The sequence below is a fragment of the Microbacterium sp. SLBN-146 genome (genome assembly GCF_006715145.1).
Taxonomy (GTDB): Bacteria; Actinomycetota; Actinomycetes; order Actinomycetales; family Microbacteriaceae; genus Microbacterium.
In genome coordinates, this window is record NZ_VFMR01000001.1 from 3,557,315 (window position 1) to 3,575,821 (window position 18,507).

The 18,507-nt window shown below is 67.6% G+C and carries 16 protein-coding genes; 8 read left to right on the forward strand and 8 right to left on the reverse strand.

Going from position 1 to position 18,507, the window contains the following annotated elements; genetic code table 11:
* The first annotated feature begins 2 nt into the window (after window positions 1-2).
* The 4 genes from ptsP to FBY39_RS16120 all read left to right on the forward strand — a co-directional run bounded on the left by ptsP (window position 3) and on the right by FBY39_RS16120 (window position 5,145).
* Window positions 3-1,658 (forward strand): phosphoenolpyruvate--protein phosphotransferase, encoded by a 1,656-nt coding sequence (ptsP, locus tag FBY39_RS16105; RefSeq protein WP_141933653.1) that lies wholly within the window; start codon window positions 3-5, stop codon window positions 1,656-1,658.
* A gap of 45 nt (window positions 1,659-1,703) precedes the next feature.
* Window positions 1,704-3,380, forward strand: coding sequence for a PTS mannitol transporter subunit IICB (locus tag FBY39_RS16110; protein WP_141933655.1), 1,677 nt, complete (start codon window positions 1,704-1,706; stop codon window positions 3,378-3,380).
* Between the two features lie 170 nt (window positions 3,381-3,550).
* Window positions 3,551-3,988, forward strand: coding sequence for a PTS sugar transporter subunit IIA (locus FBY39_RS16115; protein ID WP_141933657.1), 438 nt, complete (start codon window positions 3,551-3,553; stop codon window positions 3,986-3,988).
* Window positions 3,988-5,145, forward strand: a complete 1,158-nt coding sequence (locus tag FBY39_RS16120; protein WP_141933660.1) for a mannitol-1-phosphate 5-dehydrogenase — start codon at window positions 3,988-3,990, stop codon at window positions 5,143-5,145. The genes FBY39_RS16115 and FBY39_RS16120 overlap by 1 nt, the downstream gene beginning before the upstream one ends.
* Window positions 5,146-5,231: 86 nt before the next feature.
* Here the strand turns inward: FBY39_RS16120 and FBY39_RS16125 are convergent, their stop codons facing one another.
* The 8 genes from FBY39_RS16125 to FBY39_RS16160 form a co-directional block, all read right to left on the reverse strand.
* On the reverse strand, window positions 5,232-6,347 hold the full coding sequence (locus tag FBY39_RS16125; protein WP_141933661.1) for an adenosine deaminase: 1,116 nt from the start codon (window positions 6,345-6,347) through the stop codon (window positions 5,232-5,234).
* Window positions 6,348-6,410: 63 nt separating this feature from the next.
* Complete coding sequence (locus FBY39_RS16130) at window positions 6,411-7,703, reverse strand: thymidine phosphorylase (RefSeq protein ID WP_141933664.1); 1,293 nt, start codon at window positions 7,701-7,703, stop codon at window positions 6,411-6,413.
* Entirely contained in the window at window positions 7,700-8,101 is a 402-nt protein-coding gene (locus FBY39_RS16135; protein ID WP_141933666.1) for a cytidine deaminase, read from the reverse strand. The genes FBY39_RS16130 and FBY39_RS16135 overlap by 4 nt, the downstream gene beginning before the upstream one ends.
* 5 nt (window positions 8,102-8,106) lie before the next feature.
* Complete coding sequence (locus FBY39_RS16140) at window positions 8,107-9,393, reverse strand: ABC transporter permease (RefSeq protein ID WP_141933668.1); 1,287 nt, start codon at window positions 9,391-9,393, stop codon at window positions 8,107-8,109.
* The gene (locus tag FBY39_RS16145; RefSeq protein ID WP_141933670.1) at window positions 9,390-10,697 is read right to left on the reverse strand and encodes an ABC transporter permease; all 1,308 of its coding nucleotides are present in this window, start codon (window positions 10,695-10,697) and stop codon (window positions 9,390-9,392) included. Before FBY39_RS16145 ends, FBY39_RS16140 begins: the two co-directional genes overlap by 4 nt.
* Window positions 10,694-12,208, reverse strand: coding sequence for an ABC transporter ATP-binding protein (locus FBY39_RS16150; RefSeq protein ID WP_141933673.1), 1,515 nt, complete (start codon window positions 12,206-12,208; stop codon window positions 10,694-10,696). The genes FBY39_RS16145 and FBY39_RS16150 overlap by 4 nt, the downstream gene beginning before the upstream one ends.
* A 117-nt stretch (window positions 12,209-12,325) precedes the next feature.
* Window positions 12,326-13,438, reverse strand: coding sequence for a BMP family protein (locus FBY39_RS16155; RefSeq protein ID WP_141933675.1), 1,113 nt, complete (start codon window positions 13,436-13,438; stop codon window positions 12,326-12,328).
* Between the two features lie 147 nt (window positions 13,439-13,585).
* On the reverse strand, window positions 13,586-14,701 hold the full coding sequence (locus tag FBY39_RS16160) for a mannose-1-phosphate guanylyltransferase (protein WP_141933677.1): 1,116 nt from the start codon (window positions 14,699-14,701) through the stop codon (window positions 13,586-13,588).
* 253 nt (window positions 14,702-14,954) lie between these two features.
* Here FBY39_RS16160 and sdhC point away from each other — a divergent pair, with 253 nt between their 5' ends.
* The 4 genes from sdhC to FBY39_RS16180 are packed head-to-tail and all read left to right on the forward strand — an operon-like array spanning window position 14,955 to window position 18,505.
* On the forward strand, window positions 14,955-15,392 hold the full coding sequence (sdhC, locus tag FBY39_RS16165; RefSeq protein ID WP_141933679.1) for a succinate dehydrogenase, cytochrome b556 subunit: 438 nt from the start codon (window positions 14,955-14,957) through the stop codon (window positions 15,390-15,392).
* The gene (locus tag FBY39_RS16170) at window positions 15,392-15,844 is read left to right on the forward strand and encodes a succinate dehydrogenase hydrophobic membrane anchor subunit (RefSeq protein ID WP_141933681.1); all 453 of its coding nucleotides are present in this window, start codon (window positions 15,392-15,394) and stop codon (window positions 15,842-15,844) included. Before sdhC ends, FBY39_RS16170 begins: the two co-directional genes overlap by 1 nt.
* A gap of 49 nt (window positions 15,845-15,893) precedes the next feature.
* Window positions 15,894-17,720, forward strand: a complete 1,827-nt coding sequence (gene sdhA / locus FBY39_RS16175; RefSeq protein WP_141933683.1) for a succinate dehydrogenase flavoprotein subunit — start codon at window positions 15,894-15,896, stop codon at window positions 17,718-17,720.
* Window positions 17,720-18,505 carry a succinate dehydrogenase iron-sulfur subunit gene (locus FBY39_RS16180; RefSeq protein WP_141933685.1) on the forward strand — a complete coding sequence of 262 codons (786 nt, stop codon included), beginning with the start codon at window positions 17,720-17,722 and terminating at the stop codon, window positions 18,503-18,505. Before sdhA ends, FBY39_RS16180 begins: the two co-directional genes overlap by 1 nt.
* Window positions 18,506-18,507: the final 2 nt, after the last annotated feature.

An 18,507-nucleotide genomic window follows, 5' to 3' on the forward strand; every position in this document is an offset into this window, starting at 1 on the left:
ACATGACAGAACTGCGAGGAGTAGGAATCGGACTCGGCGTGGCCCAGGGCCCCGTCGCGAGGATGGCGGAGCCGCTTCCGGCTCCGAGCGACACGCCCAGCACCCTCACGTCCGACGAGGAGAAGACGCGCGTCCGTGAAGCCGTCGCCGCTGTCGCGCGCGAGCTCGAGGAGCGCGGCGCACAGGCGGGCGGGGCAGCGCAGGACGTCCTCGAGGCCCAGGCGATGATGGCCGAGGACCCCACGCTCGAAGCCGAGATCGACACGAGACTCGGAGCCGGGTCGACCGGCGAGTTCGCCGTCCACGACGCCTTCGCGTCGTTCCGAGACCAGCTCGTGGCGATGGGCGGCTACCTCGGCGAGCGCGCCGCCGACCTCGACGACGTCGCGCAGCGCGTCATCGCGCGCCTCCGCGGCGTTCCGGCTCCGGGTGTGCCCGACCCCGGGCATCCGTTCGTCCTCGTCGCGAAGGACCTGGCTCCCGCCGACACGGCGCTCCTCGACCTCGACAAGGTGCTGGCGCTCATCACGACCGAAGGCGGTCCGACATCGCACACGGCGATCCTCGCTCGCGAGAAGTCGATCGTCGCGGTGGTCGGCGCCGTCGATGCGAAGAACCTCGTCGAGGGCGAGACGGTGATCGTGGATGCCGCGAAGGGCGTCGTCACGACGCAGCCGAGCGCCGAAGAGCTGGCGCAGGCCGAAAACCGCGCGCACGCACGCGCCAATGCGGCATCCGCCCCGATCACCGACGGTGCGCTGTCAGACGGGACGCTCGTGCCGCTCCTGGCGAACCTCGGGAAGCCCGAGGCCGCCGCGGAAGCTGTCGAGCTCGGAGCCGAGGGCGTCGGCCTCTTCCGCACGGAGTTCCTGTTCCTCAGCTCGAACCATGCCCCCACCGTCGAGCAGCAGCGAGAGGCGTACACGAAGCTCCTCGCGGCCTTCCCCGGCAAGAAGGTCGTCGTGCGCGTCCTGGACGCCGGTGCCGACAAGCCCCTCGCCTTCCTCAACGACGCGCACGAGGAGAACCCGGCACTGGGACTCCGCGGCATCCGCGCCCTGCGGGCCAGCGAGGACATCCTGCGCGAGCAGCTGACGGCTCTCGCTGAAGCGGATGCCGCGACGAGCGCCGACCTGTGGGTCATGGCGCCGATGGTGGCGACCGTCGAGGAGACCGAGTACTTCGTCGCGATCGCCAAGGACTACGGCATCAAGACGGCCGGCGTCATGGTCGAGGTACCTTCCTCTGCCCTCCTCGCGGATCGCGTCCTTGCTCAGGCTGACTTCGCCTCGATCGGAACCAACGACCTGACGCAGTACGCGATGGCGGCCGACCGGCTCCTGGGCTCGGTGGCGTCGTTCCAGGACCCGTGGCATCCGGCCGTCCTCCGCCTGATCCGCGAAGTGGGTGCCGCCGGGCAGGCCACGGGAAAGCCTGTCGGCATCTGCGGCGAGGCAGCGGCCGATCCGCTCCTGGCGGTCGTGCTCGTCGGTCTCGGCGCCACCTCCCTGTCGATGGCCCCCACGGCGCTCGCAGACGTGCGCGCGACCCTGCTCCAGCACTCCCTCGACGATGCGCGCAGCATCGCCGAGGCCGCCCTCGCCGCGAACGACGCGGCATCAGCACGAAGCGCGGCGCAGGATGCCGCAACCCGATAGGCCGCCCGTGCGGCCGCGACTGACCCAGAGAAAGAGAGCCCAGTCATGACAACGGCGTCTACACCCGCGAAGAGCGGGGCAAGCAGAGCGCGAGTCGGAGTTCAGCGCTTCGGCACGTTCCTCTCCGGCATGATCATGCCGAACATCGCAGCCTTCATCGCGTGGGGCTTCATCACGATGCTCTTCATCACCGACGGGTTCTTCGGAGCGCGGAGCCCGTTCGGATGGCACTGGTACCCCGTCGCCGAGATCATCGGCGGGGGCGGCGATTCCGCGCTCATCGGGTGGAACGGAGCGATGACGGCCCTTGCGGAGGCGGACGGAGTGAACTTCTTCGCCTACGTCGGACTCGTCGGACCGATCATCACGTACCTCCTCCCGCTGCTGATCGCGAACACCGCGGGCCGCATGGTGTACGGCGAGCGCGGCGGTGTCGTCGCGACGATCGCCGTCATGGGTGTCATCGCTGGCACGAACATCCCGATGTTCCTCGGTGCGATGATCATGGGTCCGATCGCGGCCTGGATCACGAAGCAGATGGACCGGCTGTGGGACGGCAAGATCAAGCCGGGCTTCGAGATGCTCGTCAACAACTTCTCCGCCGGCATCCTGGGCATGATCCTGGCGGTGATCGGATTCTTCGCGTTCGGCCCCCTCTTCCTCGGGATCAGCGCGTTCCTCGGAGGCGTCGTCGGCTGGCTGGTCGAGTTCAACCTCCTGCCGCTCCTGTCGATCATCGTCGAACCGGCCAAGGTGCTGTTCCTCAACAACGCCATCAACCACGGCGTGTTCACGCCCCTCGGCCTGGAGCAGGTCGCAGAAACCGGCAAGTCGATCCTCTTCCTCATCGAGGCGAACCCTGGCCCTGGCCTCGGTCTGCTGCTGGCGTTCACGTTCTTCGGCGTCGGCGCGGCGAAGTCGTCGGCACCGGGTGCGATCATCATCCAGTTCTTCGGTGGCATCCACGAGATCTACTTCCCGTACGCGCTCAGCAAGCCGATGACGATCCTCGCGCTGATCGCGGGTGGTGCGACCGGTGTCACGACGAACATGCTGCTCGGTGGAGGCCTCGCGTTCCCCGCAGCCCCTGGCAGCATCATCGCCGTCACCGCGGCGGCCGTCGGCGGTGGCGTCGGCAACCTCCTCGTCGTGTACCTCTCGGTGATCCTCGCCGCGACGGTCACCTTCCTCGTCGCGGGTGTCATCCTGCGGGCATCGCGCAAGCGCGACCTGCTCGCCGAGGCCGACACGTTCGGAGCGGCGATCGCTCAGACCGAAGCGAACAAGGGCAAGTCCTCCGCGGCGATGGACGCTTTGCGCGCCTCCGACGGCAATGATCGTCGTGCCGTGAGGGACGCCAACGAAGCCGTTGATCTGCTCGAGACCGAGGCCGAGACGGGCGGGCTCGCGAGCGGCGGACTGCTCGCCACCAAGACGGTCAAGAACATCGTGTTCGCGTGCGACGCGGGTATGGGGTCGTCGGCGATGGGTGCGAGCGTCCTGCGGAACAAGATCAAGAAGGCGGGCATCGAAGGCGTGACGGTCGTCAACAAGGCGATCGCCAACCTCGATGACTCGGCCGACCTCGTCATCACGCAGAACCAGCTCACGGACCGTGCTCGGAAGCAGACGCCGGACGCGATTCACGTCTCGGTCGACAACTTCATGAACTCGCCGAAGTACGAAGAGGTCGTCGACCTCGTCCGCGACCAGCAGAGCTGATCAGTCAGGTCGGGTCACGTCCTCATTCGGGGCAGGTTCTGAATCCGACACACCGCGAAGACCGGCGTGTCGGGTGAAGAACCTGCCCCGAACAGGCATCGCACGGCGCCGGCCCGATACGTTCAAAGACAGAGCCCGCGGCATCCGTGGGAGAGAGAAAGGCGAATCACATGGCACTCGACGTCCTGAACCTCGGCCAGGTCCGGATCCACTCCGGAGACGCCACACGCGAAGAAGCGATGAAGGAGGCCGCTGACATCCTCGAAGCCGCCGGCGCTGTCACGAGCCGGTACTTCGACGCGATGCAGCAGCGCGAAGAGACCGTCTCGACGTACATGGGCAATGAGCTCGCGATCCCCCACGGCACGAACGAGACGAAGGACGAGATCCTCGCCTCGGCCCTGTCGGTCGTCCGCTACGACGGCGGCGTGGATTGGGGCGGGGAGCCCGTCACCTTCGTCATCGGGATCGCCGGCCGCGGCGACGAGCACCTCGAGATCCTCTCGCAGATCGCGATCCTCTTCTCCGACGAAGACGAGGTCGCCAAGCTCAAGGCCGCGTCGAGCCCCGAGGAGCTGTTCGCGCTCGTATCGGCCGCGGGCGTCTAATGCTCGCGGTCCATTTCGGAGCGGGGAACATCGGTCGCGGCTTCGTCGGCCTGCTGCTGCACCAGGGCGGCTACGACGTCGTCTTCTCCGACGTGTCGGCTCCCCTCGTTGACGCCATCAACGGCGTGTCGGAGTACACGGTGCACGAGGTCGGCGACGGCGGCGTCGACACGGTCGTCACGGGCTTCCGTGCGATCAACTCGGCGGACCATCCGCAAGAGGTGATCGACGCGATCGCCTCGGCCAACATCGTGACGACGGCGGTGGGCCCGACCATCCTGAAGTTCGTCGCGCCGCACATCATCGCGGGCCTTGCGCTCCGCGACCCGTCGTCTCCCCCGTTGCAGATCATGGCGTGCGAGAACGCGATCAATGCGACGGATCTGCTGCGCGACGAGATGAAGGCCGCGGCGGGTGTCGCGTGGGATGCCCTCGAAGCCAGCGCGGTGTTCGCGAACACCGCTGTCGACCGGATCGTGCCAGCTCAGCCGCCCGGTGCCGGGGTCGACGTCACGGTCGAGCCGTTCTACGAGTGGGCGATCGAGCGGCCGCCCTTCGGTTCTGCGCCTCCGCACATTCCGGGCGCGCATTTCGTCGACGACCTCGCCCCCTACATCGAGCGGAAGCTCTTCACCGTCAACACGGGCCACGCCACGACCGCCTACTTCGGCGCCCAGGCGGGCGTCGAGACGATTGCGGAGGCCCTGTCCGACCCGGTGATCGCGACGAAGGTGGAGGCTGTCCTCGAAGAGACCTCAGCCCTTCTCGTCGCCAAGCACGAGCTCGATCCCGATGCGCAGGCGGAATATCGCGCCACGATCCTGCGCCGCTTCCGCAACGCCGCGCTTCCCGACACCGTGTGGCGCGTCGGACGCCAGCCGCTGCGCAAGCTCTCCCGTCATGAGCGCTTCGTCGGTCCCGCCGCGGAAGCCGTCGAGAAGGAGCTGCCGGTCGACGCGCTCGTGAATGCGATGGGCGCCGCGCTGGCCTTCGACGACGCCGAGGACCCGCAGTCCGTCGATCTTCAACGCCTCCTGCGGGAACAGGATGCCGCGGATGTCACGGCATCCGTCACGGGGCTCGAGCCCGAGCATCCGCTCTTCGCGCGCGTCCGCGCTGTCGTCGAGGCCCGTCAGGCCGAACTCGCCGCCCTGTAAACCTGCCGCTCACTTGTCGCAAAGGGTGGGTAGCCGCGCCTCCCGACCGCCATTCGCGACAAGTGAGCGGGAACGCTCGGAGTGCCCTAGCGGTCGAAGCCCTCGCCGATGAGCTCGATGAGTTCCTCGCGCTCCTCCACGGGGAGGAAGGCGCCCGCGGCGGCGTTGAGCTGGAACGCTTCGAGGTCGTCGAGCCCGTAGTCGAATGTCTCGGCGAGGAGCGCGAGCTCGCGCGTGAGCGACGTGCGGCTCATCGTGCGGTTGTCGCAGTTCACCGTCACGGCGAAGCCGAGCTGGTAGAGCAGATCGAACGGATGGTCCTCGAGCGTGCGACCCCAGCGCTCGACGGCGCCCGTCTGCAGGTTCGATGACGGCGAGAGCTCGAGCGGGATCTCCCGGTCTCGCACCCAGCGGGCGAGGTTGCCGAACTTGACGTACACCTCGTCGCCCTCGCTGGAGACGACATCGAGGTCTTCCGCGATGCGCACGCCGTGGCCGAGTCGCACCGCACGCCCGTCGATCAGCGCGCCGCGGATCGACTCGAGTCCCGCTGCTTCGCCGGCGTGCACCGTCGTGGGGAAGAACTCCGACGCGAGGTAGTCGAAGGCCGCGCGGTGGCGGGACGGGAGGAAGCCGTCCTCGGGCCCCGCGATATCGAAGCCGACCGCGCCGCGTCCGCGCCACGCCACCGCGAGCTTCGCGATCTCGAGCGACCGGTCGTGCTGGCGCATCGCCGTGAGCAGCTGACCGACGCGGATGTCGCGGCCGTCGCGTTCTGCGGCGTCCTCTGCTTCCTCGATGCCGTCCTGGACGGCCTCGACCGCCTCCTCGAGGGTCAGACCGCCGGAGAGGTGCTGCTCGGGCGCCCATCGCACTTCGCCGTAGACGACGCCGTCCGAAGCGAGGTCTTCGACGAACTCGCGCGCGACGCGCGTCAGGCCCTCGCGCGTCTGCATGACGGCGATCGAGAGGTCGAACGTCTTCAGGTACTCGACGAGGGAGCCCGAGTCGCTCTGGTCGGCGAACCACTCGGCGAGGTCGTCGGCGTCGTCCTCGGGAAGGTCCAGGTCGATCTCATCGGCGAGCTCGATGATCGTCTCGGGGCGCACGCCGCCGTCGAGGTGGTCGTGCAGCGCGACCTTCGGCAGGCTGCGGATCGAAAGACCCTGAAGAACGGCATCGCCGTGCTGATCGATGGGCATGTGGCGCTCCTCGGGTTTCGGGTGTCTTGCGGGGTCAAGTCTGCACGCTCTGGGCGCCCCCCGTCACGCGGTGATGCGCTCCCGCACGATCGGATGCGTCGCCGGTGCCTCAGCACCGACCTCCCATGCCCCGTTGAGGGCGTCGAGAGCGCGGTCGAACCGCGAGGCGTCCTGCCCGAGGAGCGTGAACACCGGCTGTCCCGCCGCGACATGATCGCCGGGCTTGACGTGCAGGTCGATCCCCGCCGCGTGGAGGACGGGATCCTCGGCCCGCGCGCGTCCTGCGCCCAGGCGCCACGCCGCGATACCGAAGGGCAGAGCGTCCATCCGCGTGACGAACCCCGTCTCGGATGCCACGACGGTGTGGGTTTCGCGGGGCGCGGGGAGCGCGGCATCCGGATCGCCGTCCTGCGCGCGGATCATGGCGCGCCAGGAGTCCATCGCACGTCCGTCGCGAAGCGCGGCCTCGACATCGGCGTCGGGCTGACCTGCGAGGGTCAGCATCTCGCGAGCAAGTGCGACGGTGAGCTCCACGACATCGGACGGGCCGCCCCCCGCGAGCACCTCGACCGACTCGCGCACTTCGTTCGCGTTGCCGATCGCGAGACCGAGCGGCGTGTCCATGTCGGTGAGGAGCGCCGTCGTCGCGACGCCCGAATCGGTGCCGAGCGCGACCATCGTGCGAGCCAGCTCACGGGCCCGGTCGGGGTCCTTCATGAACGCCCCCGAGCCGAATTTGACGTCGAGCACGAGAGAGTCGGTGCCCTCGGCGATCTTCTTCGACATGATGCTGGACGCGATGAGCGGGATGGCCTCGACCGTCCCCGTGACGTCGCGCAGCGCGTAGAGCTTCTTGTCGGCGGGGGCGAGACCCGAGCCGGCGGCGCAGATGACGGCTCCGACGTCGCGCAACTGGGCGAAGAGTTCGTCGTTGTCGAGAGCCGCGCGCCAGCCGGGGATCGACTCGAGCTTGTCGAGCGTGCCGCCCGTGTGGCCGAGACCGCGACCGGACAGCTGCGGCACGGCGACACCGAAGGATGCCACGAGCGGAGCCAGCGGCAGGGTGATCTTGTCGCCGACGCCGCCCGTCGAGTGCTTGTCGACGGTCGGCTTGCCGAGACCCGCGAAACTCATCCGCTCGCCGGAGGCGATCATCGCGTCGGTCATGACGCGGATCTCATCCCTCGTCATGCCGTTGAGGAGCACCGCCATCGCGAAGGACGCCATCTGCGCGTCGGCGACGTATCCGCGCGTGTACGCATCGACCATCCAGCGGAGTTCAGCCTCGGGCACGAGCCCGCCGTCGCGCTTCGCGCGGATGACGTCGACGGCGTCGTAGGGCTCGAGGCCCGTCATCGTGCGGCATCCTCGAGGTCACGCGGCCCGAACGCGTCGGGGAGCACTTCGTCGATCGTGCGGATGCCGGAGACGGTCTCGAGCAGCATGCCGGGAAGCGCGAACTCGTACAGCAACTGTCGGCAGCGCCCACACGGCATGATCGTCTCACCCTGACCGTTGACGCAGACGAACGCGACGAGTTGCCCGCCGCCCGACATCTGCAGGTCGCTGACGAGTCCGCATTCGGCGCACAGGCCCACGCCGTAGGAGGCGTTCTCGACGTTGCATCCCGTCACGACGCGTCCGTCGGAGACGAGGGCGGCGGCCCCCACCTTGTAGCGCGAGTACGGCGCATAGGCGCGTGTCATGGCGTCGGTTGCTGCGACGCGTAGCTCGTCCCAGTCGATATCGGTCACGTGGGTCACCCCTTGATGTATGGCTTTCCGGCGGCTGCTGGCCCCCGGATCTGTCCCGCGAAGCCCGCGACGGCGATGATCGTCACGACGTACGGAAGCATGAGCATGAACTCGCTAGGAATGGGCGTACGGAGGATCGTCAGCAGGTTCTGCAGGTTCGTGACGAAACCGAACATGAGGGCTGCGAGCGAGGCCCGGATGGGATCCCAGCGTCCGAAGATGACCGCGGCCAGCGCGATGAAGCCGAGGCCCGCCGTCATCTCCTTTCCGAACTGAGGAACCGACACGAGCGTGAAGTAGGCACCGCCGATGCCGGCGATGGCGCCCGCGAGCGAGACGTTCCAGAACCGGGTCGCGTTGACCTTGATGCCCACGGTGTCGGCCGCTTGCGGGTGCTCGCCGACGGCGCGGAGGCGCAGGCCCCAGCGGGTGCGGTAGAGGCCCCACGCGACGAGCGGCACCGTGATGAACATGAGGTACACGATGAAGGTCTGGTTGAAGAGCACGGGACCCAGGATGGGGATGTCGCCGAGCAGCGGGATCTTGATCCGCTCGAACCTCACGGGGTTGTTGAGCTGCGCCTCGTTCGGAACGAGAAGCGCCCCGTAGAGGAAGCCCGTCAGGCCCGTCACGAGGACGTTGAGCACGACACCGACGATGACCTGCTCGACGAGGTACTTGATCGCGAACGCGGCCAGGACGAACGCGACGAGGACGCCGCCGATCATGGCGCCGATGAGTCCGACGAAGGGGTTGCCGGTCAGGCTCGAGAGCATCGCAGCCGAGAAGGCGCCCAGGAGGAACTGGCCCTCGATCGCGACGTTGACGACACCCGCACGCTCGCCGATGACACCGCCGAGGGCGCCGAACACGAGCGGCACCGACAGCGACACCGCACCGACGAGGAGGCTCGAGACGGGAACGAGGCCACCTGCGCCCGCCCAGACGAGGAAGGCGAAGACACCGAATGCGCCGTACGCGACGGTGAGCCAGAGCGGGACGCGGCGGTACGACCAGGCCTCCCAGAACTCCCATGCCGTCAGGATCGCCAGCAGTGCCAGCATGACCCAGCACGTCAGAGCCGTCGGCAGGACGATGTCGGGCAGAGCGATGACGGACGATGCGTCGCCGAGTCGGAAGGTGCTCTCACCCGATCGCGGCACGAGCGCGAACAGCGCCCCGAGCAGCACCGTGACGACGATGAGGACGATCGGCACCTTCAGGTGGCGCACCTTGACGGTCGTGAGCGGCATCCGTCCGTCGTCGATCATCGTGGAGGTCGAGGCGCTCATGCCGACACCGCCTTCTTCGACGCCTTGGCTCTGGCCTTGGCGGCCTTCTCGGCGTCGCTCTTGGGGAGGAAGAAGATCGTGCGCAGGAGCGGCGGCGCAGCGATGAACAGCACGATGAGCGCCTGCACGACGAGCACGATGTCGACGGGGATCCCCTGGGCCTGCATCGAGAAGGAGCCCGACTTGAGAGCGCCGAAAAGGATGCCGGCGGCGAACGTGCCCCATGCGCGGCTCCGACCGAGGAGCGCGACGGTGATGGCGTCGAAGCCGATGCCCGCGTCGATCGTGCCGGAGAATCCGGTCGTGACGGACCCCTGGATCTGGTTCATCGCGGCCAGGCCTGCGAGGCCGCCCGCGAAGAGCATCGCGTAGACGTAGATCCGCTTGACGCTGATGCCCGCGGCGAGCGCTGCGTGGGGGTTCTCGCCGACCGCGCGAAGGCGGAGGCCGAGGCTCGAGCGCTCGATGACCCACCACACGAGGAGGGTCGCGAGCACGACGATCACGAAGCCCCAGTCGAGTGCCGGGAAGGCGGGACCGAGAAGGTCGGGGAACTGGGCGGACTCCGGCGTCGCAGCGGAGATCGGCTGGTTCGTCCCCTCTTTCTGCAGCAGTCCGGGCGTGCGGATCATCCACAGGAGCAGGTAGTACGCGACGTAGTTGAGCATGATCGTGAGGATCACCTCGTGCGCGCCCGTCACCGCCTTGATGACTCCGACCAGGCCACCCCAGAGCGCGCCGCCGACGATGCCCGCGAGGAGCGTCGTGGGCAGGTGCAGCCACATCGGGAGGTCGAGGTTGAAGGTGAAGAACGCGGCGAAGATCGCACCCATGAGCATCTGACCGCGTGCGCCGATGTTGAACAGGCCGACGCGGAACGCGAGTGCGACACCGAGACCTGCAGCGATGAGGGGCGCGGCGAACCCGAGCGAGTTCGTCAGCGGACGGATCTGGGCGGCGAAGTCGGCGCCGCGGGCGTTGAAGACCGCCCCGCGGAAGAGCGCTTCGTATCCCCCGTAGACGGCGTTCCAGATGGCGGCGAACGTGTCCCCCGGCTGGGCGAAGAAGTATCCCGCCGCTTCCTGCACGTCTTCATTCGTGACCGCGATGAGGATGCCGCCGACGAGAAGCGCGAGAACGATCGCGAGGAAGGTCGTCACGGCGCTTCCGCGCAGGAGCTCCTTGAGGAACACGCTGCTGCGCGGAGGCGGAGGCGGGTCCTGGCCCGTGAGCGGACCCGTGGCGCGGGGAAGCTGCCCGCCGGGCTGCATCACGTCGTCGGTGCCGGGCGTCGTTCCGCTCATGCTGCTGCTCCCGCCTCGGTCGCGCCGGCCATCATGAGACCGAGGACGTCTCGGGGCGTGTCGCCGGGGACGATGCCGACGATGGCGCCCCGGTACATGACGGCGATGCGGTCGGCGAGCGCCGTGACCTCGTCGAGCTCCGTCGAGACGACCACGACGGGGATGCCGCTGTCGCGCGTCTCGACGATGCGCTTGTGGATGAACTCGATCGATCCCACGTCGACACCGCGGGTCGGCTGCGCCGCGACGAGCAGCCGCAGTTCACGACTCATCTCGCGCGCGATCACGACCTTCTGCTGGTTGCCGCCCGACAGAGAACCAGCGGGAGACGCCGGGCCCTGCGTGCGGATGTCGTACTCGGTGATGCGCTCGCGGGCGAACTCGTCGAGGGCATCGCGTCGGATCGTGCCGAAGCGCACGAACTCCGCATCGCCGGAACGGTCGAGGATGAGGTTCTCCGCGACCGAGAACGCGCCGACGAGTCCGTCCTCCGTGCGGTCCTCGGGAACGAATCCGACGCCCGCATCCAGGATGCCGCGGACGCTCCGACCCGCGAGCTCGACGCCGTCCAGGCTGATGGAGCCCTCCATGCGGGGCTCCAGTCCGACGATCGCCTCGACGAGCTCCGTCTGCCCGTTCCCCTGGACGCCCGCGATCGCGAGGATCTCGCCGGGTCGCACGTCGAAGTCGACGTCGTCGACGACGACCGTGCCGTCAGCCGTGAAGACGCGCAGACCGCGGACTTCGAGCCCGCCGTCGCCGAGCCTCGGGGGGTCCTTGTGCACCGTCAGCTCGACCGCGCGACCGACCATGAGAGAGGCCAGTTCGGCGTTCGTGGCGGTGGGCGAGGCGGTGCCGACGACCTTCCCCAAGCGGATGACGGTGATCTCGTCCGCCACTTCGCGGACTTCCCGGAGCTTGTGGGTGATGAAGACGATCGAGGTGCCTTCGTCTCGGAGCTGGCGCATGATCGTCATGAGCTCGTCGGTCTCCTGCGGCGTGAGCACAGCGGTGGGCTCGTCGAACACGAGCACCTTCGCGTCGCGCGAGAGCGCCTTGATGATCTCGACCCGCTGCTGGACGCCGACGGGGAGATCCCCGACGAGGGCGTCGGGGTCGATCTGGAATCCGAAACGATCCGCGACGTCGCGCACGTGCTTTCGCGCTGCGGCGAGGTCGAGGGCCCCGAGGGCCTTCGTGTTCTCGTGACCGAGCATGACGTTCTCGGCGACCGTGAAGACGGGGATCAGCATGAAGTGCTGATGGACCATCCCGATCCCTGCGGCCATCGCGTCACCGGGGCCACGGAAGTGCTGGACGACGTCGTCGAGCAGGATCTCCCCCTCGTCGGCCTGGTAGAGGCCGTAGAGGACATTCATGAGCGTCGACTTGCCCGCGCCGTTCTCACCCAGGAGCGCCTGGATGCGGCCCGGCTGGACGACGAGATCGATGTGGTCGTTGGCGACGAGACTGCCGAATCGCTTCGTGATTCGCCGTAGCTCGAGCTTCATATGTGCACCCTACCCGTGGCCCTCTCCGGTGAGGAGGAGCGATCCGACACCCCAGTCGACGCCGATCGGGGCGAGTGACGGCGGACCGTCACTCGCCCCGATGCGGACTCTGCCCGCTTACGGGGAGTTCGGCGACTCCACCACGATGTCACCCGAGATGATCTGCTCCTGCAGAGCCGTGAGCTCGTCGAGGAGACCATCGGGCAGCTGCGACTCGAAGTCGTGGAAGCTCGAGAGCTTGACGCCCTCGTTCTCCAGCGTGCCCACGTAGGGCGCGACATCGAACTCGCCGCTCGCGGCCGCAATGGTCGCGTCGTAGACGGCGACGTCGATGGCCTTCATGATCGAGACGAGCGTGATGTCGGCAACGCTTTCGTCGGCGACGACCAGGTCGCTGTCGACGCCGAGCATGGCGACCTCGTTGCTGCCCTCGGAGATGGCCGCGGCAGCGCTGACGTAGATCGGTCCGCCGACGGGGAGGAGCACGTCGACACCCTGGTCGAGGATGCCCTGCGCCGTCTGCTTGGCGGTGTCGTTGGCCGCGAAGCCGCCCGTGAAGGCGCCTTCCTGCGTCGCGATGTCCCAGCCGAAGACCTCGACCGCTCCACCCATGTCTTCGTTGTACTTCTCGACACCGAGCTGGAAGCCGTCCATGAACACGGCGACCGACGGGATCTGCATGCCGCCGAAGGTGCCGACCTTGTTCACGCCGCTCTGCGCCGACCATGCGGCCGATGCGTAGCCACCGAGGTAGGCGGCCTCCGCCGTGTTGAAGACGAGGGGCTTGATGTTCGGGGCATCCGTCGTGCCGTCGAAGTCGTTGTCTGCGTAGTCGTCGATGATCGCGTAGTCCACGTCGGGGTTCGCGAGCGCCGACTCGACCGTGGCGGCCGAGAGGTTGAACCCGACCGACACGATGAACGTGCAGCCTTCCGAGACGAGGGTCTCGAGGTTGGGCGCGTAGTCGTTCGGCGTGGTCGACTCGAGCTCGATGCCGTCGACGTCGAGTTCCTCGAGCGCGCGGTCCATGCCCTCCTTGGCCGACTGGTTGAACGAGCGGTCGTTCCAACCGCCCTCATCCGAGATGAGGCAGGGGAGGAAGTCCGAACCGGCTTCGGGTGCCGTCGTGCCCTCCTCCGTCTCGGGAGCTGCTCCACAGCCCGCGAGGGCGAGGGCGATGCCTGCGGCCGCCGCGACGCCGGCGAGCTTCTTGGTGCGTGAGATGGTCAACTCAGCCTCCACATCCTTCCCCCGCGTCTCTCACGGGGACGGTAAAGATTACCTAGTGTGACGCGGTGGTTGCGCACGCTCCCGGCCCCCTGAGGCCAATGGTTACAAAGACGCAACAGAGCCGATACGGATGCCGCGGGATCCGCGTCAGAGGACGTCGCCGCGCCCCGTGAGCTTGAGAGCGTCGACGACACCCTTGACCCGCTGCGCGTGCTCGGTCGTCGTGACGAGCAGTGCGTCCGCCGTGTCCACCACGACGATGTCCTTCACGCCGATGACACTGATGACACGGGGGGTGTTGCTCACGACGATGCCGGTTGCGGCATCCGCGAGGATCCGCGCGTTCTCGCCGAGGATCGCGAGGTTCTCGGACCGACCGCCCGAGTTGAGTTTGGAGAGGCTCGCGAAGTCGCCGACGTCGTCCCAGTCGAAGTGGCCGGGGATGACGGCCAGTCGGCCCTTGGCGGCAGCCGGTTCGGCGACCGAGTAGTCGATGGCGATCTTCTCGAGGCCGGGCCACACGCGGTCGACGACAGGCCCGCGGGCTTCGCGGTCGTCCCACGCCTCGGCGAGTTCGAGGAGTCCCGCGTGCAGCTCGGGACGGTTGGCGGCGATCTCGGACAGAAGCACGTCGGCCCGCGTGATGAACATGCCGGCGTTCCAGAGGTAGGAGCGCTCGGCGAAGTAGGTCTTGGCCGTCTCCAGGTCGGGCTTCTCGACGAAGCTCTCCACGAGAGCTGCCTCCGGAGCGCCCTCGACGATGAGTTCGTCGCCCTTCTTGATGTAGCCGAAGCCCACGGACGGCTCGGACGGCTGGATGCCGATCGTCGTGATGTAGCCCTCGCGAGCCGTCGCGACTGCTTGACGCACGGCCCACTCGAAGAGGTGCGGCACGCGGATCACGTGGTCCGCGGCGAAGGATCCGATGATCACCTCGGGATTGCGGCGCGCGAGGATCGCCGCCGCGAGGCCGATCGCCGCCGTGGAGTCGCGCGGCTCGGACTCGAGGAAGACGTTCTTGTCGGGGATGCCGGGAAGCTCCCCCTCGACGGCCGCGCGGTGTGCTCGACCGGTGACCACGGCGATGCGGTCGGCTCCCGCGAGAGGCTCCAGCCGATCCCATGTCGCACGCAGCAGCGACCGACCGGAGCCGGTCAGGTCGTGGAGGAACTTCGGCGCGTCGGCACGGGACAGCGGCCACAGGCGGCTCCCGATGCCTCCGGCGGGGATGACGGCATAGAAGTCGGGGATCGGATCGGTCATGGCCTCCAACCTAGTCAGCGCGCGGGGGATGCCACGGCGCAGAGCCACGGCATCCCGAAACTTCACACGATCTTTCCTCCGACGAAATCCCTCCGGAAGAAGGGACCATAAGGGTCGCCTTCGTCGCCCCTCTCCCGGAACCGGGAATAGGATGGACGCAGCGCCCGCGTGACGCCGGTGACCGTTCCCTGAGACCGGTCATCCCGGGGCATGGACCTGCCCCTCACCCGTGTTCGAGCCAGGGAGGACGACCGTGTCGGCACCAACCCGCGTCGCACCGTCGGTATCAGAGACCACGTCGCGCGTCCCCCGGGGGACGCTGTACCGAGGCAATGAAGGAATGTGGTCGTGGGTGCTTCACCGCATCACCGGCATCGCGATCTTCTTCTTCCTCCTCGTGCACGTGCTCGACACCGCACTGATCCGCGTATCGCCCGAGGCGTACAACGCCGTGATGAGTTCGTACAAGAACCCGATCATGGGCATCGGCGAAGTGGTGCTCGTCGCCGCCGTCGCCTACCACGCCTATAACGGGCTGCGCATCATCCTCGTTGATTTCTGGTCATGGGCCACCCGGCACCAGCGCCAGCTCTGGTGGGGCGTCATCGGGCTGTGGCTCGCGACCATGATTCCCTTCTCGGTCCGCCACCTCTCGATCGTGTTCAGCACAGGCTGGGGAGGAGAGCACTGATGGCCACCATCGCCGATCCCCGCGCCCCGCGCGCCTCGGTCCGCCGCAAGGGTCCGAACCTCGAGAAGGCCGGCTGGATCTACATGCGCGTCTCGGGCGTGCTGCTCATCGTGCTGATCTTCGGACACCTCTTCATCAACCTGATGGTCGGCGAAGGCATCCACGGCATCGACTTCGCGTTCGTCGCGGGCAAGTTCGCCACGCCGTTCTGGCAGTGGTGGGACGTGCTGATGCTCTGGCTCGCACTCATCCACGGCGCCAACGGCATGCGCACGATCGTCAACGACTACGTCGCGGGCGAGACGACGCGTCGCGTCCTCGTCTGGGCGCTGTGGATCTCGGCCGGCTTCCTCATCCTCCTCGGCACGCTCGTCGTGTTCACCTTCGACCCGTGCATCGGGATCGAGACGAGCACGACCGACTGGCTGATCGAGAAGTGCTCGGCCAACTGAGTCGCGACATCCGCCCCCTCCGCATCGAAACGACAGAGGCAACCCACCTGTGAGCACCCAGACGACCGACAGCTACGTCAAGGACGGCGTCCACTACCACGAGTTCGACATCGTGATCGTGGGCGCGGGCGGGGCCGGCATGCGCGCCGCGATCGAGGCGGGATCCGGCGCCCGAACCGCCGTCATCACGAAGCTGTACCCCACGCGTTCGCACACGGGCGCGGCGCAGGGCGGCATGGCCGCGGCGCTCGCGAACGTCGAAGAGGACTCGTGGGAGTGGCACACTTTCGACACCGTCAAGGGCGGCGATTACCTCGTCGACCAGGATGCCGCTGAGATCCTCGCGCGAGAGGCGATCGACGCCGTCATCGATCTCGAGAACATGGGCCTGCCGTTCAACCGCACGCCCGACGGCAAGATCGATCAGCGGCGCTTCGGCGGCCACACCGCCGACCACGGCAAAACCCCGGTCCGCCGGGCCTGCTATGCCGCCGACCGCACGGGTCACATGATCCTGCAGACGCTCTTCCAGAACTGCGTCAAGCTCGGCATCAACTTCTTCAACGAGTACTACGTGCTCGACCTCATTACCGTGAAGAAGGATGACGGTTCGACCGAGATCGCCGGCGTCGTCGCCTACGACCTCGCGACGGGAGACCTCCACGTCTTCCACTCGAAGGCCGTCATCTTCGCGACAGGCGGATTCGGCAAGATCTTCAAAACGACGTCGAACGCCCACACCCTCACGGGAGACGGCGTCGGCATCATCTGGCGCAAGGGCCTTCCTCTCGAGGACATGGAGTTCTTCCAGTTCCACCCGACAGGACTCGCGGGCCTCGGCATCCTCCTCACGGAGGGCGCGCGCGGAGAGGGCGCCATCCTCCGCAATGTCTCGGGCGAGCGCTTCATGGAGCGGTACGCCCCGACGATCAAGGACCTCGCACCGCGTGACATCGTGAGCCGCTGCATGGTGCAGGAGGTCGCGGAAGGTCGCGGAGCCGGCCCCCACCGCGACTACGTGCTCCTCGACTGCACGCACCTCGGCGCCGAAGTGCTCGAGACGAAGCTCCCCGACATCACGGAGTTCGCGCGGACCTACCTCGGGGTCGACCCCGTCGTGGAGCCGGTGCCCGTCATGCCCACGGCGCACTACGCCATGGGCGGCATCCCCACCAACAACGACGCACAGGTGCTGAGCGACAACACGACCGTCGTGCCGGGCCTCTACGCCGCCGGCGAGTGCGCGTGCGTCTCGGTCCACGGCTCGAACCGCCTGGGCACGAACTCGCTCCTCGACATCAACGTCTTCGGCAAGCGGGCTGGCAAGAACGCCGTCGAGTACGTCAAGACCGCCGAATTCGTTCCGCTGCCGGAGGACCCCGCGAAGGAGGTCCGCGAGCTCATCGAGGGCCTGCGCGCCAACCAGGGCACCGAGCGGATCGCCGTACTCCGCAAGAAGCTCCAGGATGAGATGGACCGCAAGGCCCAGGTGTTCCGCACCGACGAGTCGCTCGGTGAAGTCCTCGACGTCATCGAGGAGCTGCGCGAGCGCTACAAGAACATCCACGTGGACGACAAGGGCAAGCGGTTCAACACGGATCTGCTCGAGGCGGTCGAACTCGGGTTCCTGCTCGACATCGCCGAGGTCGTCGTCGTGACGGCGCGCAACCGCAAGGAGAGCCGCGGCGGTCACATGCGCGACGACTTCCCGACGCGCGACGACGAGCAGTACATGCAGCACACGATGGCCTACCTTTCGGGCGATGCCGGCTCCTCGCACTCCGAGGACCACATCCGCCTCGACTGGAAGCCGGTCGTGTTCACGAAGAACGAGGCGGGCGAGTTGCGGTACCCGCCGTTGGAGAGGAAGTACTGATGTCGACAGCACTCGTCGAGCCGGACGCGATCGAGCAGATCGACGCCGAGACCGCAGACGACACCGGCATCCAGTCGTTCCTCGTCACGTTCATCATCCGCCGGTTCAACCCCGAGATCGACGAAGAGCCGCGCTGGGTGGACTACGACGTCGAGCTCTACTCGACCGACCGCGTGCTGGACGCCCTCCACAAGATCAAGTGGGAGGTCGACGGCTCGCTGACCTTCCGCCGTTCGTGCGCCCACGGCATCTGCGGGTCCGACGCGATGCGGATCAACGGCCGCAACCGTCTGGCGTGCAAGACGCTCATCAAGGACCTCGACATCTCGCAGCCCATCTACGTCGAGGCGATCAAGGGGCTGCCGCTCGAGAAGGACCTCGTCGTCGACATGGAGCCGTTCTTCGCCTCTTACCGCGAAGTGCAGCCGTTCCTCATCTCGAGCTCGAAGCCCGCGCCGGGCAAGGAGCGCATCCAGTCGATCGTCGACCGCGAGGTCTTCGACGACACCACGAAGTGCATCCTCTGCGCCGCCTGCACGTCGTCGTGCCCCGTCTTCTGGACCGACGGGCAGTACTTCGGTCCCGCGGCGATCGTCAACGCGCACCGCTTCATCTTCGACTCCCGCGACGACGCCGGCGACGTGCGCCTCGACATCCTCAACGACAAGGAAGGCGTCTGGCGCTGCCGCACGACCTTCAACTGCACCGAGGCCTGCCCCCGCGGCATCGAGGTGACCAAGGCCATCGCCGAGGTCAAGCAGGCCGTACTTCGCGGTCGTTCCTAAGC